The organism is Sphingobacterium sp. UGAL515B_05 (assembly GCF_033097525.1).
Lineage (GTDB): Bacteria > Bacteroidota > Bacteroidia > Sphingobacteriales > Sphingobacteriaceae > Sphingobacterium.
On record NZ_CP109907.1, the window covers coordinates 2,176,432 to 2,202,398 of the forward strand.

Below are 25,967 nucleotides of genomic sequence, written 5' to 3' on the forward strand. Positions count from 1 at the left end.
TTAAGAACAAACAATAGCTTTTTTTACTGCAATTCATCTAAGCGTGAGCTAAAGATAATGCAAATTTAATAATTGCTTGTTCTTCGTTGTCATTTTAGGTAGATACCTTCCGCTGTATACAGATTATTTTTGTGCCTTAAAGGCGTCAATTCCGCTCTGTAAAAACGCAGTATATTCCGCGACATTATAGTTTGCGCCCGTTTTTGGAACTAATACTGTTCCTGATGCATCGACGATAACATAGAGTGGTTGCGAATTACTGTCGAAAGCTGATGCTTGGAAATCACTGTTTTTATTACCTATAGTTTTAATTTTTTTGCCACTATATTTTGAAACGAATTGTTCGTTTGCCGGTAATTCTGTTTTATCATCGACAAACAATTCGGCCATAATAAATTCTTCCTTCAGTAGTTTGGCAACCGCGGGATCAGTCCAGACATTTGCCTCCATTTTTCGGCAATTGACACAATTCCAGCCCGTAAAATCAATTAATACCGGTTTATTCTGTTCTTTTGAAGCTGCGAGAGCCTCTTCATAATCATAATAAGGATCAAATCCTTTTGGTGTACCACGTTCGTGAAAAATCTCCGCGTATTTTTTAACCTTGCCATCATTGTGTGTAGGAGCGGCTGCTATTCCTGCCGACAGGTCAAAGTCCTGTGTTGCCGAAGGTGGCAAGAAGGCTGAAATTGATTTTAGCGGAGCTCCCCATAGGCCCGGTACCATATAGATAACGAAGGAAAATACAATGATAGCGAGAATAGTTCTCGGTACAGAGAGGAATTTTAATTCGCTGTCATGTGAAAACTTGATCTTTCCAATAAGATATAAGCCCATCATACTAAAGATAGCAATCCATAGCGATAAGAACACTTCTCGATCTAGCCAATTCCAATGGTAAGCCAAATCTACATTTGATAAGAATTTCAGCGCTAGTGCGAGCTCTAAGAAGCCAAGTACAACCTTCACCGAATTTAGCCAGCCACCTGATTTTGGTAGGGATTTTAACATCGAAGGGAACATCGCAAATAAGCCAAAAGGAATTGCAAGAGCTATAGAAAAACCAAGCATACCGACTGCTGGACCTAAGCGTTCTCCTTTCGAGGCCGCTTCGACCAATAAGGTGCCAATAATGGGGCCAGTACAGGAGAAAGAGACCAGTGAAAGGCTGAATGCCATAAAGAAAAGTCCCACAAGACCACCTTTGTCGGATTTGGCATCCATTTTATTGACGAAAGAACTTGGTAACGTGATTTCAAAAGCACCAAAAAAGGACGCGGCAAAAACAACCAATAAGAGGAAGAATAGGAAATTAAATACCCCGTTTGTCGATAAAGCATTCAAGGCATCCGAACCGAAGGAAATCGTAATAATCATTCCTAAAGCGACGTAGATCACAATAATGAAGAGACCATATAGGAGTGCCTTGCTGATACCGCTTGCGCGGCTTCCGGCCTGTTTTGTAAAATAACTTACGGTAAGAGGGAGCATTGGGAATATACAAGGCATGAGTAGCGCTGCGAAGCCGCCAACTAATCCGGCGATAAAGATACTCCAAAGTGATTTTTTTCCTGATTCTTGATTCCCGGAGGAAGCGTTTGCCTTAGCTGGAGCGATTTTACTGCTATCCTGACTAACCATTGTGTCAGGTGAAGCTGTAAAATTTAGATCCTCAGGTACCGCTTCAACAGTGGTACCTGTATCCGGTGATGATTCAAATTGAAGCCCTTCTGTACTTGTTAAACTATCTTGTGCTGAGGCAAAAGTTGCTGTAGTTAGAGAAAGGCTGAAAAAAGCAATTAAAAGTAGAATGAATGTGTTTTTTAACATGCGTATGAATTTCTGATGTTATGGTCAAAAATAAAAAAAGGCGATGAGAATCGCCTTATTAATTTATCCGTGTAGAATCATTTTTACTATTTGATTGTCACAGCAAAAGCATATTCGTCTGGAGGAAGACATTGTGATGCATCACATGCTTGCCATTCGACAGTACCTTTAACTGTGGCAGTTCCTTTGTTTAAAGTTACTTTTTGTTGGAAAATTACCTCGTTTGTAAAATAACCAACATCCATCTTGAATACATCCTCATGTTTTACTTTTGGTTTTGGCTCTGCAGTTTTACCTACCAGTGCATAATCAGCAGCTTTAGCGAAGGTGAAGGAAGTTGGAATTGGCCCGCCATCTTTCACATTTTGTGAATAAATGTGCCATCCATTTTGGATTGTAGCTTTTACATAAACTACAGCTTCTTTATTATTTAACTTTTTGCTGGCCACAGTCCATTTTACAGGTTTGTGAATCTGAGCGAATGCTCCCGTAACTGCAAAAATTACTGCAGTCATTAACAGTATTAACTTTTTCATCCGAATTTAATTTGTTCTTTTCCTTTTCTGCTACAATGATTGCAGTGTGTTATTGTCTTTGATGCTTCGTGTGAATAAAGGTTTAATCACGCTATTGACAAATTTAGAACAAAGGTTTGACAATTCTAAAATGGGCTATCCTTTTTTTGTAAAGATTAGGTAATAAGATGTGTAATTTCTTTGATATCAAATTCGCGAAGGGTGTCTTCCAGGAGAACGCATAGTTTCCCCTCGCCAGATACCCGTTGAATGATACCGGTTTTCTTGATGCCATCGATAAGAAATGGCTTTTCTTCGCCTTTCCAGAACAATAATTCGTTGTATCGGCTTAGCTGATGTTTTGGGCCTTGATCGTGAAGTATCTGATACTCTTGTTGGATAGCCTGAAACAATTCATGCGCGAGGTCCCTAATGTTGTAGTCTTCTCTGCCGGTTAAGCTCGCAAGCGAGGTTATTGTTGTTGCTGTGTCAAAATTAATTTGATTAATATTGACGCCGATGCCTATAATCGATGCCTCGATTTTACTGCCTTTTAATTTATTTTCTATTAAAATGCCTGTGATTTTCTTTGAGTTGACGTAAATATCATTTGGCCATTTCACTGTTACGGCTTGCTCTGTTTTGCGTTTTAACCAATTGACTGTCGCGATGGCGATTGTGGCTGAAAGTGCGAATTGCTGCGCTAACGGAAGGAAATGAGGCTTTAACAGGATCGATGTTGTTAGGTTTTTTCCTCGTTCACTCACCCAGGAACTTCCTCGCTGCCCCTTGCCTTGGAATTGTTCTTCTGCTAAAATGGCAGTTCCTTCTGCTAGTGGCTTGAAATTTGACAATAATTCCCTGAGATAATCGTTTGTAGAGGCGACTTTGTCAAGATATATTGTATTTTGACCGATGATAAGTCCCGAAATATTGTTATTTTGCAAACTGAAAGTATTAAATAAATATTAAGTCAAAACTATCATATTTTTTAATGAGTAAAAATAAAAGTTCAGAATTGTCCCAACGTCTATCAGAAATTATCGTTTACGGTATGCAAGAAAAGAAAGCAAACGAGATCGTTCGCTTGGATTTAAGAGATCTTCACAGTTCTGTTTCTGATTATTTTGTGATTTGTCATGCCGATTCTAATATTCAGGTCAATGCGATAGCAAAGAGTGTAGAGGAAGAGGTCTATAAGGCATTTGGTCAAGAACCCCAATTTAAAGAAGGACAATCAAATGGAGAATGGTTGATTTTGGATTTTGTGGATGTGGTTGTACATATCTTTAAGACCGAAAAAAGAGCGCATTATGGTATCGAAGATTTATGGGGAGATGCAGAGATCCAGCATTTCCAAAGCGCTTAATTGCCTTCAATAAAATAATTTATAAAGAAAATATAATTACGATATAATGAAAAAAATCCCGAGTAGTAAGGTGACCCCAAAACCACCAAAATTCAATTTTGTGTGGCTTATGATTGCCGTGTTGTTAGGTTTTTTTGCCTTACAATATGTTATAGGAGAGAACCCGGCTAAGGAAGTTAGCTATAGCGATTTTGAGACACGCATGTTAAATAAGGGCTCTGTTGAGCGCCTTGTTGCCTACAAGAAGAATGATCTTGTGGAGGTTGAGGTGTATCTGAAAAAGGGCTGGAAAGATAATCCAAGTTTTAAGGATGCTACAAAAACTGCTGATCCACTTCCAAGTTTATCCGGTCAAGAAGATAAGGGACCACAATATATTTTTAAGGATGCCTCTCCCGATGTTTTGGAGAAAAAGCTAGCTGCTTCGCAAGCGGATTTGGCGCCTGGTACACCGAAGGTCCAATTAACTTATGACGATCGTTCCAACCCTTGGGCAAGCTGGTTTGTTACGTTTATGTTGCCATTGTTGGTGTTGGCTGCGATCTGGATTTTCTTGATGCGCCGTATGGGTGGCGGTGCCGGCGGTGGTGGTGGCGCTATCTTCAATATTGGTAAGTCAAAGGCTCAGCTATTTGATAAAGAGTCTCAGATCAATATTACATTCAATGATGTTGCTGGTCTTGAAGAGGCAAAACAAGAAGTGATGGAAATTGTGGATTTCTTAAAAAATCCACGGAAGTATACGAATCTTGGTGGTAAAATTCCAAAAGGAGCTTTACTTGTAGGGCCTCCGGGGACTGGTAAGACTTTATTAGCCAAAGCTGTAGCCGGAGAGGCTCAAGTGCCATTTTTCTCACTTTCGGGATCCGACTTTGTTGAAATGTTTGTGGGGGTTGGTGCATCACGTGTTCGTGACTTGTTTAAACAGGCGAAAGAGAAAGCTCCTTGTATTATCTTTATCGATGAGATTGACGCTATTGGTCGTGCTCGTGGTAAAAACTCGATGATGGGAGGTAATGACGAACGTGAAAATACATTGAACCAATTATTGGTGGAGATGGATGGTTTTGGTACTGATTCGGGGGTTATTATTTTAGCCGCGACGAACCGTATTGATGTACTGGATACAGCTTTGTTGCGTCCCGGACGTTTTGACCGTCAAATTTCGATCGATAAACCAGATTTGATTGGGCGCGAGCAAATTTTTAAAGTGCATTTAAAGCCGTTGAAGTTATCGGCTGAGGTCGATGCAAAAAAATTATCGGCACAGACACCAGGTTTTGCCGGTGCTGAAATTGCCAATGTATGTAATGAGGCAGCGCTTATCGCTGCCCGTAAAAATAAGCCCGAGATTGACATGCAAGATTTTCAAGATGCAGTTGATCGTGTGATCGGGGGGCTGGAGAAGAAGAATAAAATCATTTCCCCTGAGGAAAAACGCATTGTTGCTTATCACGAGGCTGGGCACGCTATTGCAGGCTGGTTTTTAGAGCACGCCGATCCTTTGGTGAAAGTGTCTATTGTACCTCGTGGTGTTGCTGCTTTGGGTTATGCACAATATCTTCCCCGTGAGCAGTTCTTATATACGACAGAGCAACTGATAGACAGTTTATGTATGACTATGGGGGGGCGTGTCGCTGAGGATATTACTTTTGGAAGAATTTCAACAGGTGCTCAGAATGACTTAGAACGCATCACGCAGCTTTCTTATGCAATGATCGCGATCTACGGTATGAATGATAAAGTTGGAAATGTTTCTTTCAGAGATAGCTCAGAAGCATCTTTCCAAAAACCATATTCTGACAAAACGGCAGAATTGATTGATGCGGAGGTGCGCAACTTGATTAATGACGTCTATGCACGTACCAAGCAATTATTGTTGGACAAACGTGAAGGTCTGATCAAAATCGCGGAGAAGCTATTGGAAAAAGAAATTCTTTTTCAGTCCGATCTAGAAGAGATTTTAGGCAAACGTCCATTTGAAACCAAAACTACGTACGAGGAGTTTGTGAATGGTGCTGATGGAGGCGGAGTACCTCAGACTGATTTACCGTTGGATGTTCATCCAGATGAAGCCAGATCCAACGAAGCGAGTAGTTCGGAAACTCCGTCAAATAACTTGAATTAATTTGAATATTGCAGCGCTGGAGCCATCTAGCGCTGCATTTATATCTTACTGCGCCATGAACGTGAAGAACGCAACTGCGAAGGAAGTAATGTTAAAACGGATACGTCAGGCATTACTACAAAAAAACGATAATCCACATCCAAATTTTAAGGAAACAGCACTTTATAAAGAAGAGGATGAGCTGGTTGATATTGTTTTTGTGCGTGAATTGACCGCTGCGGGGGGTAAGTTTCTGTATTGTGATGGTGAGATCGGCCTCATTGAAAACCTGATTTCTTTGACCGAAGTGAATGAGATTAAAAATATATATGCCTGGGAACAAGGGATTCAAAATCTACTCAGCCCTTATGGTTTTCCTTTTTTGAAAACGGAGAAAGATTTTGAATTGGCAAATGCCAGTATCACATCTTGTGAGGCCCTAATTGCGCGTAATGGTAGCGTTATGGTCAGTAATGCAAATGCTTCTGGGCGCAGGTTGAGTATATATCCCCCAATTCATATTGTTATAGCCAAAGCTTCACAATTGGTTTGGGATTTGAAAGATGCTTTGGCTTATATGCAGAAGCGTTACGGTCAGGAAATACCCACGATGATATCTACCGTGACCGGGCCCTCCAGGACGGCTGATATAGAAAAAAGATTGGTATTGGGAGCACACGGGCCAAAAGAACTTTACGTTTTACTTTTAGAGGATCGATTCTAGGAATTACTATGCTATTATTTTATTTAACAGAGATGCCTGTTGCGAGTATTATTTTCTTTTTTACAATCGCTACCAGTATCTATACATTTTCACATGAGCAGCTTTACGGCAAGCTGATGCTACATCCATATAGTATCGCACGTAATCAAAATGTGTATACTATTCTGACAAGTGGTTTTATCCATAAAGACTGGGGGCATTTGTTGTTTAATATGCTCACCTTTTATTATTTTGGTTTTGGTTTAGAACGTATACTTGCAGACGCTAGTCCTTATGGACATCTTTTATTTGCTGTAATCTATATCGGTAGTTTAATCCTGAGTGATATCCCAACGATCATTCAGCAAAAAAATAATCGGGGTTACCATAGTTTGGGAGCTTCAGGTGCTATCTGTGCGGTCCTGTTCAGCTACATTCTTTTTGATCCGAAAGTGACCATTGGTGTGATGATGATTATACCTATGCCGGCTTACTTATTTGCGTTTTTGTTTTTGGCTTACTGCGTGTGGGCATCAAAAAAAGGGCAGGATGGTATCAATCATGATGCCCATTTCTTTGGTGCATTGTCCGGGCTGATTCTGACAATTCTCTGTTTTCCCTGGGTTATTAAACATTGTCTGGCCCAGTTCTAAAATTTTCCGCCCCAGGTTTCCCGGTCTAAATTTCTGTATTGGATCGCTTCAGCCAGATGATGGTTCTCGATCGTTTCGCTGCGTTCCATATCAGCAATTGTGCGTGCAACTTTCAGTATTCTATCGTATGCTCTCGCCGATAGGCTAAGACGTTCAATCGCAGTTTTCAGCAATTTTCTCCCGGACTCATCAATTTGACATATTTCTCGCGTTAATTGGGTGCTCATTTGTGCATTACAATGGATGTCGGAAAAGTCACTAAAACGTTGTTTCTGGATTTCACGTGTTTGAATGACCCGATTTCGTACAGTACGGCTGTCTTCGGTGGCACGGGTCGTGCTCAGTTCGTCAAATAATACCGGTGTAACCTCGATATGCAGGTCGATCCGGTCTAAAAGTGGTCCGGATATTTTACTTAGGTAGCGTTGAACAGTGTTTGTGCCACATATGCACTCCTTTTCGGGATGATTGAAATAACCACAGGGACAGGGATTCATAGCGGCAATCAGCATAAAACTCGCCGGATAATCCACGGTCAGCTTAGCTCTTGATATGGTGATCTGACGTGATTCAAGAGGCTGTCGCATGACCTCGAGTACACTGCGTTTAAATTCAGGTAATTCATCCAGAAACAGTACGCCATGATGCGATAAAGAAATCTCCCCTGGTAATGGATTGGAGCCTCCTCCTACCATAGCCACATCGGATATTGTATGATGCGGAGAACGAAAAGGTCGTGCCGTCAAAAGAGCGTCCTTGGCTTTTAGGTGTCCGGATACAGAGTGTATTTTGGTGGTTTCCAACGATTCATTTATAGTAAGCGGGGGAAGAACCGTCGGTAGTCTTTTTGCCAACATTGTTTTTCCGGCACCGGGCGGACCTATTAAAATAAGATTATGGCCACCTGCCGCTGCAATTTCCAGTGCTCTTTTGATATTTTCCTGCCCTTGAACATCTGAAAAATCGACATCATAATTCGTTGTATTGGCCTGAAAGAAAGTTTGAATATCAACTTTTGTTGGTGCAATTTTCAGTTTATTATTTAGGAATTCAACCACCTGGGTGAGGTTTTCGACTCCGATTACGTCAATCCCCGTAACAATAGCGGCTTCTTTAGCGTTCGCTTGTGGCAATATGAGGCCCTTAAAGCCTTCTTTTCGGGCTTGTAATGCGATGGGTAAAACACCGCGGATGGGCTTAATGCTACCGTCTAAGGATAATTCCCCTAAAATAAGATAATCTTCCAGAAGATTATTTATAATTTGTCCGGAGGAAGCTAATATGCCGACTGCTATGGATAAGTCATAACTAGAGCCTTCTTTGCGGATGTCTGCAGGTGCCAAGTTGACAACAATCTTTTGGCGCGGCATGTGAAGTTGACAGGAAGTAATGGCACTTTCGATACGTCTTAAGCTTTCTTTGACGGCATTGTCAGGAAGCCCTACAATATAATAATGCAGGCCCGTAGATACGATTACCTCAACGGTAATTGTGCAGGCATTGATGCCATATACAGCACTGCAATAGGTTTTATTTAGCATAATTTTTATAATGGGTTGATTTAAAGATACTAAAAAAGTAAACGCGTTAATAATTGTTTGGGGAATTATTGAGAGTCAATCGAAATTTATCAAAAATTGATTATATTGGAAAAGGTAGATTCTTGTAAATAATGGATTAAATGCAGGGTTTGGCAAACGATTTGCTTTGTTAATTGTATTATTATCGAGGACTAGATTCATCGTAATAGAATTAGAACTTTAAACGAAAAAGAAATGAATGACACAAGTAAAGTAGCTTTGGCGTTGTTAGCAGGTCTTGCTGCGGGTGCAGCTTTGGGAGTTTTGTTTGCTCCGGACAAGGGATCGGATACGAGAGATAAAATCAATGATTCGTTGAGCGATTTAAGTGATGCTATTCGTGAGAGAGCGGAAGAACAATTTGATCAATTGAATGATTTTAAAGAAAAGATTGTTTCTACATTGAAAGGGAAATTAAATCAGACCGAAGAAGTGCTGGATGATGATATCATCGAACATGCATAGTTCGCAGATTATTCGTATGGATAATTGCTTTAGAATACATATCATCAGGCTATTTCTAGGATAGATTTTACGACAACACCTTTCTTTTAGGATAGAGGATTGAAGTTGCCGGCGTTGAGCCGAACAGGATTCGTTTTGTAAACTAGACACTGAAATAGCCTGAATAATTTTAAGATGCATGGAAGAAGAAAAATTTTCACTTAGCGGTACTTTTCAAAAAACCAAAGAGTACATTGACTCCCAGTTTAAGCTTGTCAAATTAAAGACAATTGAGCGTTCTTCTCGATTGATAGCTAGCCTTGTGGTTGATGCGACAAAGCTGATATTCACGTTATTTGTCCTGTTTTTTTTATGCTTGGCACTAGGTTTTTGGCTGGGAGAACTACTGGGAAGTTATTCCTTGGGTTTTTTGGCTACGGCGGGTATTTTCTTAGTGATTATTGTCGTAATACGGGTTTTTGAGCCGATGTTAGAGTCCAAATTTATGGATCTTTCTATCCGCCGTTTTTTGGCTAAATGGAACGATGAGATTGAGGAGGAGGAAGAAGATTTACATAAGGAAAAACTTGATAGAGAAAGGGCTACAAATGAGCAATAAACATACTAAAATACGTAATCTACACGAGCTTAAAGCTGAGATTTCCCGTTTGAAAGCCTTAAAGAATGAGCAAGAAGTCTATCTTAAGACTCAATTTACCTTGCTCAACAATAAAATAGAGGCTCCAATACGTTTTTTCAATACACTAAAAGATAATATACCGGGGGTAAATATTGTCCAGCAGCTGTTCTCTAAAAGTAGCAATCCAGATTCCGATTGGTTAACAAAGACCTTACGTATCGGCGTGCCTTTTGTTATGAATAGGTTGTTCCTAAAAAATACCGGTGTTTTCAAGAAAGCATTGATGTTGCTGTTGTCAGAGCGTGCTGTAGGCCAGATCAATCAAGATAAAATCAGTGGTCTCCTCAGCAAGTTAACAAAATTTATCCGTCCCAAAAAGAAGAAAAATAAAGCTGCTCAAGCAGAAAATACGATCATCAAGGATGAGGTCAACGAGTACGGAATTCCTTCGTATAGCGAAACCTACTAATGCGATCGCTTATTCGGAAGCATTTGCTTCTTTTTTCAAAAAATCCGCATAAGCTAGTTGGATGCCTTTCCGAAGGTTAATTTGGTGTTTCCAACCCAGAGCATGTAGTTTTGAGACATCCATGAGCTTTCGTGGTGTTCCGTCAGGTTTTGAACTGTCGAAGGAAATAGTTCCCTTGTATCCAATAACGTCTTTAATCAATTCGGCGAGGTCCTTAATGCTTAGATCTTCGCCAATGCCAATGTTGACAAATTGTTTTTCGTCGTAATTATTCATTAAGAAAACGCAGGCATCTGCCAGGTCATCGGAAAAGAGAAATTCCCGTAAGGGGGTTCCTGTTCCCCAGATAATAACTTCAGGGAGCTTATTGATCTTAGCTTCATGAAATCTTCTGATCAAGGCCGGTAACACATGTGAATTCTGTGGATGATAGTTGTCGTTAATTCCGTAAAGGTTTGTTGGCATAACGGAGATATAATTACAACCATATTGATCCCGAAAAGCTTCTACCATTTTTATTCCCGCGATTTTAGCGATTGCGTAGGGCTCATTTGTAGGTTCCAGTGTGCCCGTAAGTAGCATATCTTCGTTCAAAGGTTGTGGTGCCATTTTTGGATAGATACAGCTTGAGCCTAAGAACATTAATTTTTTAACCTTATTATCGTAGGAAGATTTGATGACGTTATTCTGTATAGCCATATTCTCGTAGATAAAATCTGCGCGATAGGTGTTGTTCGCCATGATCCCGCCAACTTTGGCTGCAGCTAAGAAAACATAGTCCGGTTTTTCCTGATCGAAAAAATCAGCGACCGCTTGCTGGTTGCGCAAATCTAATTCGGAAGATGTTCGTGTGACAATATTGTTGTACCCAAGCTCCGATAATTTGCGATGAATTGCCGATCCGACCATGCCGCGATGGCCTGCTATATAAATTTTAGCGTCTTTTTCCACGATAAGTTATTGATTCCTGCAAACTTAGATAAATTGCTTTTTATATGCAATATAATTCGCCCTTATGAAGTCGATTTGTCCGTGCATATTTCTTTAGTCTATTGGTTTCTTGAACATTCACGAGTATTGGTATCTGCTCAAGGATAAGTTTTATTTTTTTAAGCGGGAATATAAGGTTATTTTTGCGGGATATTTATTAAAAAATGGGAAAGGACAAACTACGTAAATTTGCTGAAGTTGCTACTTTTGAAAATGTAATCCAACTCGACGCAGGCAAGGAATATAAAGGAAAATGGGCTGAGAAGCAATTTGGTAACAATAATCCAGTTGTTTTGGAGCTTGCTTGTGGTAAAGGAGAGTATACTGTTAATCTAGCGAGATTGTTTCCGGAGAAAAATTTCATCGGTATCGATTTTAAAGGTAATCGTATTTGGCGTGGGGCCAAGACAGCTTTGGAAGATGGAATTCGGAATGTTGCTTTTCTTCGGATACAAATTGAGACTATCCTTGAACATTTTGCTGAAAATGAAATTGATGAAATCTGGATTACCTTTCCAGATCCGCAACCGCAAGATAGTCGTGAAAAGAAACGGTTGACAGGGCCAAAGTTTTTGGATCGTTATAAATTCATTATGAAACCTGAGGGGATGATGAATTTGAAAACAGATAACGATGGTTTCTATGCTTACACATTGGAGCAGATCGATTTACAGCATTTGAAAAAATATAAAGAGACGGTAGATCTTTATCATTCAGATTTGGTTGATAACGTTTTATCCATTAAAACATACTACGAACGGAAGTATTTGGCGCATGACAAGAACATTAACTATGTGAAGTGGAGTTTTGAAAAACGATAACGAATAAATTTACTTTAAAATAGAAAGTCTAAACGAAAGTTTAGGCTTTTTTTGTTTTTATGAGGTTTTACTGTTTTTTAATTGTATTCTATTAGTTTTCAGTTGATTCAAGGTTATTTTTTTCGGCTATATTTTTGTTTACTCCGATGTTTAAATAATTTCGATTTATTTCGTTTTTTAAGTATTATTAATTATTTTCGATTTGAAAATAAAAGATAACCAAGGAAACAATGCTTCAAAAGCGTGCCTAATGCGTGAAAATCCTTTTTTAATGGACTTCAAGGCATTTTAGTAAAATTTTAAATCGTAATAGTGCTGTTAAAAGAAATGCTATTCGAAATAATTGTTAACAAAAAGAAAACATTAAGTTAAAGCAAACTTTTTGTTAGGGATATATTTTTGTGCCAAATTGAAAATTAACAATTTACACCAATAACTATGTTTAGTATTAACCCTATCCAAATTAATCTGAGGCACTCCTCCTCGAAAGTGCTATTTGCAGCATTAGCAATTGCCTGCAATATGGATGTAGCTGGGGCAGCGGTTCCGTTAGAACAGGGCCACGGCGTTTTTCATTATTTTAATCAAGGAAAGATTAAAATCAAAGGAAAAGTTGTCGATAATAAAACCAAGGAGCCACTGGCTTCAGTATCGATACTTTCAGGTGGAGTGACGAAGGGTTCTACGGATCGAAATGGTAATTTTGAGGTAGATATAGAAGTAGGGGGGAAAATCCGTTTTCAGATGATCGGTTATGAGGCCCAAACGCGTACTTACGAGGCTGCTCAAGGCAATGTCCATATCGGATTAAATCCAACATCTGAAGCACTTGATGAGGTTGTGGTCACTGCATTGGGGATTAAAAGACAAGAGAGAGAGTTAGGGTATGCGACAACAGTCGTGAAAGGCGAACAATTAACTGATGCGCTTTCCAATAACTGGAGTGACGCGTTGTCGGGAAAAGTGGCTGGATTGAATTTAATGCGTTCAAATGCTGGTCCTACTGGGTCTACCAAAATTATTTTGAGGGGTGAAACGAATTTGAATGGTGACCCTGGGGCATTGATCGTTGTTGATGGTGTCGTTGTAAATGAAGGAAGCGGACGTAAGACGGCAAATTTGGGCGAAAGTGCTTATGGTACAGGATCCGATAATATGCCTGCTGACTACGGGTCAGGTATAGATGATCTCAATCCGGAGGACATAGAAAATATAACGGTGCTAAAAGGTGCCAGTGCTGCGGCCTTGTATGGACAACGTGGTGCAAATGGGGCTATTATGATCACAACTAAGTCTGGTGCAAAAGGTAAAAAAGGTATCGGGGTTACAGTAAATTCCAATACTTCGCTTGAAGCCATTAACCGTATGCCTGATTTACAGTATGAATATGGACAGGGATTGGATGGTGCTGATTATTATTCTTATGGTACAACAGAAGATGGTACAAGCACTTCGGGGACAAGTTCCTCCTACGGGCCGAAATTTGATGGTCAATATTTTTATCAATATGATCCGGTTACACAAAAAGTCGGAACGGAACGAACGCTTTGGCGTCCATATAATAACTTGAAGTCTTTTTTTGATGTCGGAAAAACATTCACCAATTCGGTGAGTATAGACGGTGGAACAGATAAAACATCAGCCCGGTTTTCAGCGACCAATGTAAATAATACCTGGATCGTTCCGAATACGGGTTATAAAAGGAACACCGTAGCGTTGTCGGTGAATTCAAAAGTAAGTGATAAGCTTCAGATCAATGCTAAGGTAAATTATACGAATAAATGGTCTGACAATCTGCCGGGAGCTGGATATGGAAACCAATCTTTGATGTATTGGTTTATTTTCTGGCAGCCAAATGCGGATATGAATTGGTTGAAGGATTATTGGGTACAAGGGGCAGAGGGACAGAAAATCAAGTATCCATTTTCTTCCTATCCCGAAAATCCGTATGCTATATCTCGAGAGTTTATCAATGGTACTGATCGCCACGGTGTAACGGGGAATGTTCAAGCCAATTATCAGTTTAATAAGCATTGGAATTTGATGTTGCGGAGTTCTTTGGATATGGCTTATGAGAATAGAGAACAAAAAAGGCCTTACGATGCGGGGGCGAAAATGCCCTATGGTAGTTACCGAACCCAGTCCATTTCATCGCGGGAAACCAATTTGGATTTCTTATTAAAATATGAAAATGAGATAAACAAAGATTGGAAAGTGTCTGGGACAGTTGGTGGTAGTACGAATGATAATCGTTATCATAAAGATGAAATGCGTGCAGACTCTCTCACTTATCCAGGAGTTTATGTGATGGCCAATGCAAAAGGACCTATTCTTAACTTACCTTATAAAAGTCATGTGCAAAGAAATGGTGTCTATGGACTTTTTACCGCAGCTTATAAGAACTTTTTATATTTAGACGGGACTTATCGTATTGACTGGGCAAGTACATTGGCGTCTGCAATGGCACCAGATAAGAAAAAATATTTTACTTACCCATCCTTAAATGCAAGTTTAATCGCTTCAGAATTATGGAAATTACCAAAGGCTATTAATTATGCGAAACTGCGGGGTTCAATTTCAGGTGTGGGAAGTGGTGGCAATGATCCTTATATAATTGATTTTTCTTATGAAAATGCTGGTGGCCAATATCCTGGCGGGCTACAGGTTCCAACATTGATTGTAAATCCTTACTTACAACCGTTGCGTACACAATCCATCGAATTTGGTACAGAGGTGCGTATGTTTAAGGATAGATTTGGTTTTGATGTTGCTGTTTATCAGAGTAATACACGGGATCAACAATTGAAAAGAACTATTGATGCTTCTACCGGTGGTAGGCAGAAAGTTGTCAATGCAGGGGAGGTTAGAAATAAAGGGATAGAATTGGCCATGGATGGTACTCCAATTAAAATTAAAGATGGGTTTAATTGGAAAGTGTTCGCGACATTCTCTATGAATCAGAATAAAATTATGTCATTGGCCGACTCGGCTATGATTCTTCAGACAGGACCTGTAGCTGGTGGCCAGTTAGTGGCGAAAGTAGGTGGGTCAATGGGCGATTTATATGGTATTGGTTATAAAAGATCCCCAGATGGACAAATTATTTATGATAGTAAAAGCGGTGTAGCTTTGTTGACCGATGATGTGGTTTACTTAGGGAATACGATTCCTAAAGGAAAAGTAAGTTTAGGTAATGAATTTAGATATAAAGGTTTCCGACTAAATTTATTGTTTGATGCACAATTTGGTGGGGTTGCCCATTCCTTGACGCATTATAAATTGGCCGAACAAGGAAAAACAAAAAATACCCTACCTGGACGTTATAGTGGAATTATCGGAAATGGTGTCGTGCAAAATCCGGACGGTACTTATCGCAAGAATGATATCATTGCAACCAATGTGGATGAATATTACCGCTCTCATTACGGGCAGGATAATGCGGAAGGAAGTACTTTTTCTACAAACTTTATCAAGTTTAGGGAAGCTCGATTTGATTACTCCTTTTCAAAAGCTTTTGTTAATCGCTTGAAATTACAAAAAGCCTCAGTTGGTGTTTATGGAAGAAATCTTGTGATTTGGTCAAACTGGCCGAACTTTGATCCGGAATTTGGTACGTTGTCGGGGACAGATATTGTCAAAGGATTTGAAATTGCTCAATTCCCTTCTACGAGAACTTACGGTTTTAACTTAGTTGTAGGCTTTTAATATTATAGACAATGAAACAATCTTTCAATTTCATAGGCATGATCATAATCGCCCTTGCAACGTTTTTGCAATCGTGCGATAAAAATTTCGAAGACATTAATACAAACCCAAATAACAGTGTGAACGCTTATCCATATCAATTAATGCAGCCTGCATTTAGGGATCTCGTTGCATCTAATATGTCTCGTAATCGCTCATTAAATAATGAGTTGATGCAGATAACGGTCAGTATAAGCGATGGTGAGTACCGCATATTCCGTTATGATATACGTAATACAGTTTCTGATGGTCCCTGGAATTCCATCTATCCAGAACTAAAAAATGTAAAAGAAATTTACAGATTAGCGGATGGTGGAATCAATGATAATGCGTCCTACCGTGGGATATCTTTAATTATGCAGACTTGGGGATTTTCTATTTTGACCGATACTTATGGCGATATCCCTTACTCGGAATCCTTAAGGGGATTGGGCGAAGACATCTTAGAGCCTAAGTTCGATACGCAAAAGGAAATTTATTTAGATTTCTTTAATAAATTAGATTCTGCCAATGTATTGTTGTCAAAAAATATGGCAATCAAAGGAGAATATGATCCCATTTATAATGGAAATGTTAGCAAATGGCGCAAGTTTGGAAATTCGTTATTTTTACGATTATTACTCAGGGTCTCCGGACAATCAGATCCGGCAGTTGCTACATTTGTCCGTTCAAAAATTAAAGATATTCTAGTTGATAATGCATCTTCTTATCCTGTTATGTCAAGTAACGATGATTCGGCTATTCTGCGCTGGACGGGTATGTCTCCCTTGATTTCTCCATTCATGGATGTCAGAGCACAGGACTTTCGCCAAGCATCTTTAGCAAATTATTTTATTGATCATCTGGTTGCTTGGAATGATCCACGGATTAACATTCCTACATACGGTTCAAACGGAGTGAATCGATTGGGAATAGCACCGGTGAGTGGAAATTTTGTCGGTATTCCAAGTGGTTATGCTGCGGGTGAGGGGTGGGAACGTCAGTCCTATTTCTATTCGTATGATCAAACGGTGAATAACCTTCCAGTAAAGACCATGATGAATGATCCGTTGACAGGAATGATTATGAATTGTGCAGAATTGCAGTTTATCAAAGCGGAACTCGCATTGAAAGGATTCTATACGGATAAGGCGGGCGATCTTTACAAAGACGGTGTTATGAAAGGTATTACGACTTGGCTTCCCACTTATACCGAATCTATCGAGGATTACTTAAATAATGGCGATATAAATTGGGACGAAAGCTACAGTTTTGAGAAAAAAATGGAAATGATTCATCTACAAAAGTATTATGCCCTATTATTTGTAGACTGTCAGCAATGGTTTGAATTTCGGAGGACAGGCTATCCTTTGTTACCAAAGGGAACTGGCTTAAAAAATGGCGGGGAGATGCCTGCCCGTTTGAAGTATCCAATTTATGTCCAATCGGCAAATCCAACAAACTATAAGCTAGCTATCGCACAGCAAGGTGCTGATGAGATTAATACGAAAGTATGGTGGCAGAGACGATAATAGCTTTTATAATTTTAATGCGTAGATAATGAAAAAATATATTTTTTACATAATAACGGGATTCATGAGCGCGCTAGCTCTCGGCTCTTGTAGCAAAGACGGAAATTATCCAGGTGGGGTAGTTAGTTCGTATATCGGTATTTTTGACGTCAGGAACATTTATAAAGGACAACCTGTACGGATCAATCAAGATAATTTGGATGGATCTACAACAATTGCAGGTGTTGTTGTTTCCGATCATCGAGAGGGAAACTTTCCTGATGGCTACCTGGTTATACAGGACCGTAGACGCTTGCGCCAATTGCGGGGTATAACGATCCCCTTAGGGAAGGCTGCGGAAAATTATGTGATAGGAGATTCCTTGGAAATTAATATCGTTGGTAGTGAACTGACAAGGGAAAATGGCATTCTTCAGTTAAAAAACGTTGCGGAATCAAATATTGTAAAGATCGCTTCGGATCTGCCAATTCCCAACAATCGCGTAACAGCAAAAGATATTTTGGCAAATCCAGATAAATATGAAAGTACGTGTGTTGCGATCGTAAAGGGCGGTTTTAACCCATTGCCTGCCGCCGGAGATATTCTAGAAGGGCAGAAAACCCTGAATGATGGGTTTGGTAATTTAAATTTGGAGACCAAATCATCGGCAAAATTTGCTAAAAGGAATTTAAGTGTTTTGGCGAATTATTTTGGCGTGATCTTTAATAAACAGGATGCTGAAGGTAAACTCATTCCTTATGAGGTTTTGCGTAAAGAATCGGATATTCAGGAGCTGAGTTCGGTGATTGAACATACCCCTGTGGCTATCTCTGGTTTTGCCAGCGATGTAAAAGGTGGCGATGGAAATTATGAGTATGTTCAGCTTTTAGCAATAGAAGATATTGACTTCTCGAAGACGCCCTATGCTGTCATTGTTAGTAATAATGCGAATGCATCCACGCCGACAGGTGTTCCTGCCAAAGGCTGGGCAACTGGAGGAATGCGGACGTACAAACTGAATATTACTTCTGGAACTGTGACAAAGGGTCAATATTTCTATGTAGGCGGGAAATATAAATTGATCAATGGCTCAAGCTCAACGGATATTTCTAATGCAAAATGGGTCGTCAATTATGATTATGTTGCAAAAGATGGTTTTGATGGTATAGGAACCAAAACCGGTGGACTTATGGCGAATAGTGGTAACGCATTTGGTATCGCCGTATTTAATACCACAACGGTGACGGAAGCAACAAAACCGGTAGATGTGATGTATATCTCAGGGGGCGGTGCATTGACGGATGGAACGAAAGGTTATCGTATTACAAATAATGATTTTTACGATGTTATCGATCCACTATCTTTAAAGTCCCAACCTTTTTTTATGGCGGGAACCAATAATATCTTTCTAAAATATAATACAGCTGATGTGGGTTATTTTGTGAGTTTGGGAGGGGTATATAATACGTCATTAGCGAGATGGACATCTGCACGGTCTCAGAATAATATAGAGATGACCAAGGCTTCCACATTGAGTGAAATCGAAAATGAATTGTCAACTAAAATTGAACAATAAACGATATAAAAAAAGGGGCTGCGGCCCCTTTTTTTATGGTATAGATGGCATGCCGTTAGCTAAATATTGGAAGAGCTAAAACATATTTTTATTATCTTCATTATATAACTATAAACGAAGACTTATGAACTTAACAGATTTAGTTACAGGTGGAGTAGGCTCTAAAGCGATAGAGACTATTTCAAAAATTACTGGTGTCAGTGAATCTAAAGCAAAATGGATCGTAGCGGCGGCAGTTCCTTTGATGATTGCAGCATTGAATTACAATGCGAAAAACAAAGGCCAGGCGGAAAATATTGACAATGCCATTGATCAGCATAGCAATAGCGGGATACTCGATAAAATTGGCGATCTATTCGGACAGGGAGGAGCGGAGGAGAATGGATCTGAAGATGGCAATAAAATTGTCAACCATATGTTTGGCCAAAATACTGAAGTCGTGACACAGAATATTGCGGATAAAGCAGGCTTGAGCTCTTCTCAGGTGACAGGGGTACTGGCCACACTTGCTCCAATCGTAATGGGGTATCTAGGACAACAAAAGCAGGCTTCGAGTGGCGGAGGGATTGGTGATCTAATCGGTTCTGTATTAGGTGGCGGAAGTCAGCAAAGTGCTGGTGGTGGTATGTTGGGCGGTATTTTGGGGTCTTTTTTAGGCGGTGGGCAAGAAGAACAGACTCAAACAACAGCGCAGCCAGCAGCAGGGAGTAATATTACGGACATGTTGGGCGGATTGGCAGGCAGTTTTTTTGATAAAAATAACGATGGACAGGCGAAGGGAAATATTCTTGATTCGATCGCCGGTATGTTTGGAAAATAAGCTGTGTTAGGATATTATTTGTCTTGATAAAAAGCTCGTATGGGATTAAGCTAAGATGACGCAGATCCTAAAAGTGATGAGGTCGGAAGTATGTAACTTCCGACCTCATTCTTTTTGTCCAATTCGTATTAATCTTCGACCGATACTTTCGGTGGGAAATTTTTATGTTTTCTTTTGCTGATTTTGTCAATATTGACGGGTTGAGGTACTTTTACATAATATCCTGTTCCGTCATATTCACGTTTGTTGGGGTTTTCTTTACATGCTGTCGAGCAGCATCCGTCCATCTCCCAGCCGCACTCATCACATTGTGTGAAATGTTCATTACAAGTCGGGTTGGCACAGTTGATCATTTTAGTGGTTTGCTTACCGCAATTAAAACAGGTCGATACCACGGAAGGGTTGACAGAGTTTACATCAACTGTAACACGATTGTCAAAGACGTAGCATTGGCCTTCGAAATCTTCGCCACCAGCTTCCTTCCCGTATTTGATAATTCCGCCATGTAATTGATAAACATCCTCGAAGCCTTCTTTTAACAAAAGAGCAGATGCCTTCTCACATTTGATACCCCCTGTGCAGTATGTCAATATTTTTTTTCCTTTATATTGTTCAAGCTCTTTGATTTTCTCAGGGAACTCGCGGAAATTGTCAATATCTAAGGTAACAGCATTTTTAAAATGACCAACGTTGTGCTCGTAATTTGAACGTACATCCAATACAACCACATCCTCTTGGTCCTTCATGGCTAAGAAATCTTTCGGTTCAAGGTGAATACCGGTTTGACGGTTTGGATCAATTTCTTTCGGATCACGCAAACCGGAGTGAACGATTTCGGCTTTATAGCGGCAGTGCATTTTAATGAACGACGGTTCATCAACATGGTCAATTTTGAATTCTGTTTTATTGAAACGACCGTCGGCATAGATGGCATCCATATAGCTTTTACATGCTTCTACAGTTCCGGAAACAGTCCCATTAAGACCTTCATCAGCTACGATGATACGACCGACCAGGCCCAGTGATTTACAAAATTCTAAGTGATCTGATGCAAATTTTTCGGCATCCTCGATAGGGCTGTAACAATAGTACAGCAAAGTTTGATATTGTGTCATGATATTCATTGATACCGCTGCAAACGGCGTTTAATGCTAAAAATAAATTTAGTGCAAAGCTACAAAAAATAATAAGTGGAATAAAATGACCGTCGTCACCTTTTCTTTAAAGGTTCGAGCAGGTATTCCAAGCCATTAAGCTTTATTTCATAGAGTGTCGCTAACTGCTGGCCTAGCTTTCCCTTTGGAAAGCCTTTTTGGTTATACCAGACTAGATAGGGCTCAGGAAGGTTACATAAAGTGTAGCCCTGATATTTACCAAAGGGCATCTTTACTGTAACAAGCTCGGTTAAAATTTCAGGATTTAACATTAGTCTTGAGGTTTTCCATAATTAAGACGGTACCAAATAGCTTTTAGTGCAATGATGCCATGATTAAATAAATTGGGAATGGTCCCATAGTAGTGTTTGAAGATAGCAAAGCGCTCTTTCAAGGATTCCTTATGTCTTTGCTTTGACATTCCGCCCACGAGATATCGGGCTACATATTGCTGTGCATTGATTGATTTTTTCGCCTTTTTGGCACAACGAATAACCCAGTCAATATCAGCACATAATTTATAATTGAGATCGTATGGCTCGGCGATGTTCCGCTTGATATAGATGGCCTGATGGCATATATTCATACCATATCGAAAGCTTTTCCAGTCGAAATGAGCCGGAACTTTATGCCTCCGTTCACCGATAATATTTCGATTGTCATCTACGAGGATAGTTTCACCGTAAAGAATATCCGCATCATCGCTCAGTTTGGCAAGATTCTCAATGCTGTTGAGATCATAGATCTCATCGCCGGAATTTAGAAAAAGAACATAATCGCCTGTTGCTAATGCTAATCCCTTATTCATTGCATCATAGATCCCCTTATCTTTTTCGGAAAGGAGAACGCTGATTTTATCCCTGTATTTTTGGATGATCTCTAAGGTTCCATCGGTTGATTGTCCATCAATGACAATATACTCTATATGATCATAGCTCTGATTGACAACAGATTTCAGGGTGTGTTCTATGTCACGCACATTGTTGTAAACGACAGTTATAATCGAAAATTTAGGATGAGCAGACATGTTTTTTATGTATTGAATTTATTCATTTTCTTCTTCAGGAATCGGATGCCACGGTTGAATAAAGATCCTTTCCGATGTGCATAGAAATACTTGATGGCCTCATAAGCTTGCTTGTTTTCTGAAATTTCCGTCGGAAAATACCGTACAGGGCTTTCTGCTAGTGTAACCTGATAAGTTGCTTCCGCAGCTGTATGTGTACCCGAACCATCGTTGCCAATATTCTGTGTCATCGAATTCCTTGGATACAAAACTAACCCATTTTTTTTGAATACAGAAGCATACCAGCGTATCGCCCAAGAGTTGATCTTTCCGGCCTTAAATTCCTGCACTTGTTTCCAGAAGTTTTCTTTACCCTCGATACTGAATTGATGTATCTGCTCGGCCGTAAAATCCGATACAAGTTCATCAATATTCGGATTGAAATGTTGCCAGGCGCGGTCCCAGGTTGCCCAGCCCCAACTATTGGCGACCCGAAAAAAGAAGGTCTCAGGCAGTTTATTTAAATCTTTTAGCGGATAACCATAACCGCTGATCTCCATGACCTGATCTTGATCTTTATAGCGCTCCAGTGCCTGATTGAAATAATCTAGGGCAAACACAGCAGTTTCCAGATCATCTTCCAAAACAATAATCTTTCCATGTGCATTAACCACTTTTGTAACTCCGTCGATTACATTGGCTGCCAAACCCCAATTTTCTGTTCGTTCGACAATAATAACTTCTTTGAAGTTCCAGGACTCATTGATAATCTTTCGGACTTCAGTAACAGCTTGAACAGATTTTTCGTTTTTTGCAGCATCCGAATAGATGTAAAGTGTAGTCTGGTCCGCAAGTTTATTCTTTTCTAAAGCTGAGAGCGTTCTTATCGTATGATCAGGACGATTGTACACAAAAAGTATGACTGGAGCAATACTGTTCATTTATCAATAGATTTTGTTGTATGCTTTTTTGTTGCTAAGACGAGTACGATAAACTGCTCCCGATTTGCCCAGCAATCTAAAAGCAATGTTTAAGTAGCTTTTTGCTTCAAAAATATGCCCTTTAAAAATTGAAGCTCCCATTTTCTTCAGACTCGCCAATACGGCCATCGAAAAAGATCTTACAAAGGTATAATTGATATTGCAATACTCTGTCAAATGATAGACAAATTCGCTTTTCAGAAAGGTTTTTCGGTCTGTTTTACGCTGTTGTCTATCGTGATAGGCTCTGGCTCCTTCGGCAAGAACAATGCTTAATCCGTAGTACTTGATGCGGTTGGCATAATCCTTATCTTCTCCATAATGGAAAAAGATCGGCGCGAAACCACCGACTTTTCTGATCACCGGATTAGGGATAAACCAAAATGCAGCGTTGACGAAAGAGCAAATGCGATGTGAATTTTCGGTAGTAGCATTTTTTGTATATACAGCAAAACCATGGTCCAGCGTTTTTTCGGTTCCATCGTAGTGAATAGGCGAGATAATTCCGATATCGTCTGTGTTTATCTTCACTAAGTTGGCAATACAGTCCCGATCCAGCCAGGCGTCCTGATTAACCAAAAATGCATAATCATATTCTTCCTTCAAAACAATGTCAAGTCCGATGTTGTTGGCCTTTCCAAAACCCAGATTTTCGGAACTTTCTATTAGTCTTATTGTCGGATACGTTTCTTTTATGATCTGTGTGGTATTGTCTACCGAATTGTTGTCGACAACTAAAATATCTGTAGGGTAGCTCGAATCCAATAGACTGGGTAAGCACTTGTGGATCCAAGGCTCAAAATTATAAGAGACGATTATGGTGAGAATCCTGGCCATCTATTTTTTTCGGATAACTGTTAGGAAATAGTGGAATAATTCCAACAAAATGCTGGGTTTAAAGATTCTATTGACAATGATATATGCACATACGGCCACTCCAATTGTGCTTGCAAACCTAAGATAGAGATTGGCGATAGCTGCGGTGGCATAATGAGCTGTAATACAACTGGCAGCTGCCAATAATGCATAAGCAAAAATATCTGCCAGAAGATAACGAAATGAATAACTCATATAAGGTTTAGCAGAAGCATACCATACGAATATCCAGAGCGCATTTAATGCTGAGGTTAATCCAATGAGCAATTCAAGACCTAATGATTTGCCGAAGAACAGAATAGCGATTTGGAGCAGACCAAACACGATGATATTCCGCATATAAACTTCGGGTTTTCCCTTGCTAATGATAAGGTTGGAAAAAACATTGCTTACAGAATCAAATGCCGCGCCAATACAAAATATTTGGAGAAATATGGCACTTTGTGCCCATTTATCGGTGATCGCAATAGTAATGAAATCTTGTGCTACAGTTGTTAAACCAAATAACATTGGAAAGGCTAAAAAGGCCGTAAAGGAAATTAGCTTGCGAAAAACCCGAACTTGTCTATCCTTATCATCTTCTATTTCCTTTAAAATAGGCTGTGTCACATTATTAACCATATTGGTCAATATATTCTGGGCCATGATGCTCCAACGATTAGGATTCACGGTATATCCCAGTTCTTCAGCGGTATAATGCCGGCCTAAGATCGCGGCATATATATTTTTGTTGATGTTGATGAAAATATTGGTGACTAGTATTTTACTGCTAAATCCTAAAATGTCGCGAATAGGTCGGAAATCGAACTGGAAAGTAGGTCTGAATTTGGAAAAATACCAGAATCCGAGCATATTGAAACCACTATAGGAGACAATTTGGATGGCGTATGCCCAATAGGCATAGTCCTTATAGGCTAAATAAACCCCGACTATATTTGATGCAATAAGCGCAAAGGTGCCTGTGATGACTCTTTCTTTGATTTTTAAATTCCGGAAGAGGTAAGCATTGTGCGCAATACCAAAGCTACCTAGCCAAAAGGATAAAAAGGTAAATCTACTAAGTTCTACAAGTACTGGTTGATTATAGTATAAGGCGATAAGAGGAGCCGCAAAAAATAAAACAATATAAATAAATGTTCCAATTCCTACACTTGTCCAGAATACCGCGTTATAATCTTTATGTTCGACTTCTTTTTTATTGACAATTCCATAGACAAATCCACTTTCTTGAAAAGCAGAGGCGAGAACAGAAAAGATGGTGATCATAGCTACTAAGCCATAATCTTCTGCTGTTAGCTTACGGTTTAGTAGGATGCCGAAGCCGAAGCCCAAAAACTGCTGGATGATACTGGCCATACCACCCCATAGCAGTCCTTTTGTTGTTTTTGATTTTAAAGAGTCATTTTTCGTTTGCGATGACATGCTAAATTAAATGAGCGGCAATATTAAAGTATTGCAATTGTATTCGCAAATTCTTTTAGGGAAACATCAGTTGGATTAACATCGGTAATCAAATAAGAAATATCACGTAGCGGCACAACTTTCATTTTTTGAACTGAATTTAGTTTCTCAGCAATACTTAAAATAGCCACTTTTTTTGAGCATTTAATCATCGCACGTTTGATTTGTACCACCTCCCAGTCAGAGTCGGTCACTCCGTCTTCTACGGAAAGAGAATTTGTCCCCAACAAACAAAGATCGACTTTAAGATCCGCCAATTCATTAGCTACCTGGGCTCCGGAAACAATGTTTGTATTGCGTGAAAGTTTTCCGCCAACTAAAATGACTTCAAGATTTGGCTTTTCGGCCAATTCTAGTGCAACTAATGGACTTATAGTAAAAAATGTACACTGAAGATGATCGGGTATTGTTCTCGCTAATTCAATTAAGGTTGTCCCGCCGCCGACTAAAACAGTCATTCCATTGGAGATTAAAGTGCTTGCTTTCTTGGCAATTTCTTTTTTTGCCTCCTTGGCATATACGTTTCCATCTTGAAAAGGGAATTGAAAAGATTTTGATAATGCCCCACCATAGACTTTTAGAACTTTTCCATTCTCGGCGAGTTCGTTTAAGTCACGTCTAATTGTATCTTCAGACACATTCAGTTGAACACTTAGATCTGACGATAAAACTTTGTTATGTAGGTTAATCTGATGTATAATGAATGCTTGTCTTTCTTCCTTTAACATTGGTCTTTGGT

Annotated in this window: 24 protein-coding genes; 12 read left to right on the top strand and 12 right to left on the bottom strand. The window is 39.6% G+C overall.

Features of this window, described 5'->3' with window-relative positions; translation table 11 throughout:
* Positions 1-123 precede the first annotated feature (123 nt).
* From OK025_RS08835 to OK025_RS08845, 3 genes are all read right to left on the bottom strand, one after another.
* Positions 124-1,830, bottom strand: a complete 1,707-nt coding sequence (locus OK025_RS08835) for a protein-disulfide reductase DsbD family protein (protein ID WP_317669159.1) — start codon at positions 1,828-1,830, stop codon at positions 124-126.
* 86 nt (positions 1,831-1,916) lie between these two features.
* Complete coding sequence (locus tag OK025_RS08840) at positions 1,917-2,366, bottom strand: protein-disulfide reductase DsbD domain-containing protein (protein ID WP_075990253.1); 450 nt, start codon at positions 2,364-2,366, stop codon at positions 1,917-1,919.
* A 155-nt stretch (positions 2,367-2,521) separates the two neighbouring features.
* A complete protein-coding gene (locus OK025_RS08845) occupies positions 2,522-3,292 on the bottom strand; it encodes a biotin--[acetyl-CoA-carboxylase] ligase (RefSeq protein WP_317669160.1) in 771 nt (256 codons plus the stop codon).
* A 47-nt stretch (positions 3,293-3,339) separates the two neighbouring features.
* On the opposite strand from OK025_RS08845, the gene rsfS reads away from it, so the two are divergent.
* Genes rsfS through OK025_RS08865 form a run of 4 tightly spaced genes read left to right on the top strand, consistent with a single transcriptional unit; the run spans position 3,340 to position 7,177 of the window.
* Positions 3,340-3,714 carry a ribosome silencing factor gene (rsfS, locus tag OK025_RS08850; protein WP_312335034.1) on the top strand — a complete coding sequence of 125 codons (375 nt, stop codon included), beginning with the start codon at positions 3,340-3,342 and terminating at the stop codon, positions 3,712-3,714.
* A 46-nt stretch (positions 3,715-3,760) separates the two neighbouring features.
* Complete coding sequence (ftsH, locus tag OK025_RS08855) at positions 3,761-5,842, top strand: ATP-dependent zinc metalloprotease FtsH (protein ID WP_317669161.1); 2,082 nt, start codon at positions 3,761-3,763, stop codon at positions 5,840-5,842.
* Positions 5,843-5,897: 55 nt separating this feature from the next.
* Positions 5,898-6,545: a lactate utilization protein gene (locus OK025_RS08860; RefSeq protein ID WP_317669162.1), complete on the top strand. Its 648-nt coding sequence runs from the start codon at positions 5,898-5,900 to the stop codon at positions 6,543-6,545.
* A gap of 8 nt (positions 6,546-6,553) precedes the next feature.
* Positions 6,554-7,177 carry a rhomboid family intramembrane serine protease gene (locus OK025_RS08865; protein WP_317669163.1) on the top strand — a complete coding sequence of 208 codons (624 nt, stop codon included), beginning with the start codon at positions 6,554-6,556 and terminating at the stop codon, positions 7,175-7,177.
* Here the strand turns inward: OK025_RS08865 and OK025_RS08870 are convergent.
* A complete protein-coding gene (locus tag OK025_RS08870) occupies positions 7,174-8,718 on the bottom strand; it encodes a YifB family Mg chelatase-like AAA ATPase (RefSeq protein WP_317669164.1) in 1,545 nt (514 codons plus the stop codon). The two genes, OK025_RS08865 and OK025_RS08870, sit on opposite strands and share 4 nt — an antisense overlap.
* Before the next feature lie 234 nt (positions 8,719-8,952).
* On the opposite strand from OK025_RS08870, the gene OK025_RS08875 reads away from it, so the two are divergent.
* From OK025_RS08875 to OK025_RS08885, 3 genes are all read left to right on the top strand, one after another.
* Positions 8,953-9,222 (top strand): YtxH domain-containing protein, encoded by a 270-nt coding sequence (locus OK025_RS08875; RefSeq protein WP_075990249.1) that lies wholly within the window; start codon positions 8,953-8,955, stop codon positions 9,220-9,222.
* Positions 9,223-9,400: 178 nt separating this feature from the next.
* Positions 9,401-9,820, top strand: coding sequence for a hypothetical protein (locus OK025_RS08880; RefSeq protein WP_120335171.1), 420 nt, complete (start codon positions 9,401-9,403; stop codon positions 9,818-9,820).
* Complete coding sequence (locus OK025_RS08885; RefSeq protein ID WP_317669165.1) at positions 9,810-10,310, top strand: hypothetical protein; 501 nt, start codon at positions 9,810-9,812, stop codon at positions 10,308-10,310. Before OK025_RS08880 ends, OK025_RS08885 begins: the two co-directional genes overlap by 11 nt.
* Positions 10,311-10,319: 9 nt before the next feature.
* On the opposite strand, the gene fcl is transcribed toward OK025_RS08885, so the two are convergent.
* Positions 10,320-11,261, bottom strand: coding sequence for a GDP-L-fucose synthase (gene fcl / locus OK025_RS08890; protein ID WP_317669166.1), 942 nt, complete (start codon positions 11,259-11,261; stop codon positions 10,320-10,322).
* A gap of 203 nt (positions 11,262-11,464) precedes the next feature.
* Between fcl and trmB the strand changes: the two genes are divergently transcribed.
* From trmB to OK025_RS08915, 5 genes are all read left to right on the top strand, one after another.
* A complete protein-coding gene (gene trmB / locus OK025_RS08895; RefSeq protein WP_317669167.1) occupies positions 11,465-12,121 on the top strand; it encodes a tRNA (guanosine(46)-N7)-methyltransferase TrmB in 657 nt (218 codons plus the stop codon).
* A gap of 438 nt (positions 12,122-12,559) precedes the next feature.
* Positions 12,560-15,826, top strand: coding sequence for a SusC/RagA family TonB-linked outer membrane protein (locus OK025_RS08900; protein ID WP_317669168.1), 3,267 nt, complete (start codon positions 12,560-12,562; stop codon positions 15,824-15,826).
* A gap of 11 nt (positions 15,827-15,837) precedes the next feature.
* Complete coding sequence (locus OK025_RS08905; RefSeq protein ID WP_317669169.1) at positions 15,838-17,376, top strand: SusD/RagB family nutrient-binding outer membrane lipoprotein; 1,539 nt, start codon at positions 15,838-15,840, stop codon at positions 17,374-17,376.
* A 64-nt stretch (positions 17,377-17,440) separates the two neighbouring features.
* On the top strand, positions 17,441-18,931 hold the full coding sequence (locus tag OK025_RS08910; RefSeq protein ID WP_317669170.1) for a DUF5689 domain-containing protein: 1,491 nt from the start codon (positions 17,441-17,443) through the stop codon (positions 18,929-18,931).
* Positions 18,932-19,055: 124 nt separating this feature from the next.
* Entirely contained in the window at positions 19,056-19,751 is a 696-nt protein-coding gene (locus OK025_RS08915; RefSeq protein ID WP_317669171.1) for a DUF937 domain-containing protein, read from the top strand.
* A 128-nt stretch (positions 19,752-19,879) separates the two neighbouring features.
* Here the strand turns inward: OK025_RS08915 and OK025_RS08920 are convergent, their stop codons facing one another.
* The 7 genes from OK025_RS08920 to OK025_RS08950 all read right to left on the bottom strand — a co-directional run bounded on the left by OK025_RS08920 (position 19,880) and on the right by OK025_RS08950 (position 25,956).
* A complete protein-coding gene (locus tag OK025_RS08920) occupies positions 19,880-20,866 on the bottom strand; it encodes a rhodanese-related sulfurtransferase (RefSeq protein WP_317669768.1) in 987 nt (328 codons plus the stop codon).
* A 95-nt stretch (positions 20,867-20,961) separates the two neighbouring features.
* Positions 20,962-21,177 carry a DUF3820 family protein gene (locus OK025_RS08925; RefSeq protein ID WP_046673143.1) on the bottom strand — a complete coding sequence of 72 codons (216 nt, stop codon included), beginning with the start codon at positions 21,175-21,177 and terminating at the stop codon, positions 20,962-20,964.
* Positions 21,177-21,932: a glycosyltransferase family 2 protein gene (locus tag OK025_RS08930; protein ID WP_317669172.1), complete on the bottom strand. Its 756-nt coding sequence runs from the start codon at positions 21,930-21,932 to the stop codon at positions 21,177-21,179. The genes OK025_RS08925 and OK025_RS08930 overlap by 1 nt, the downstream gene beginning before the upstream one ends.
* Before the next feature lie 5 nt (positions 21,933-21,937).
* Positions 21,938-22,852 carry a glycosyltransferase gene (locus OK025_RS08935; protein ID WP_317669173.1) on the bottom strand — a complete coding sequence of 305 codons (915 nt, stop codon included), beginning with the start codon at positions 22,850-22,852 and terminating at the stop codon, positions 21,938-21,940.
* 3 nt (positions 22,853-22,855) lie between these two features.
* Entirely contained in the window at positions 22,856-23,728 is an 873-nt protein-coding gene (locus tag OK025_RS08940; protein WP_317669174.1) for a glycosyltransferase family 2 protein, read from the bottom strand.
* Positions 23,729-25,189: a lipopolysaccharide biosynthesis protein gene (locus OK025_RS08945; RefSeq protein ID WP_317669175.1), complete on the bottom strand. Its 1,461-nt coding sequence runs from the start codon at positions 25,187-25,189 to the stop codon at positions 23,729-23,731. It abuts the gene before it with no gap.
* Positions 25,190-25,212: 23 nt separating this feature from the next.
* On the bottom strand, positions 25,213-25,956 hold the full coding sequence (locus OK025_RS08950; RefSeq protein ID WP_046673148.1) for a DeoR/GlpR family DNA-binding transcription regulator: 744 nt from the start codon (positions 25,954-25,956) through the stop codon (positions 25,213-25,215).
* Between the last annotated feature and the right edge of the window lie 11 nt (positions 25,957-25,967).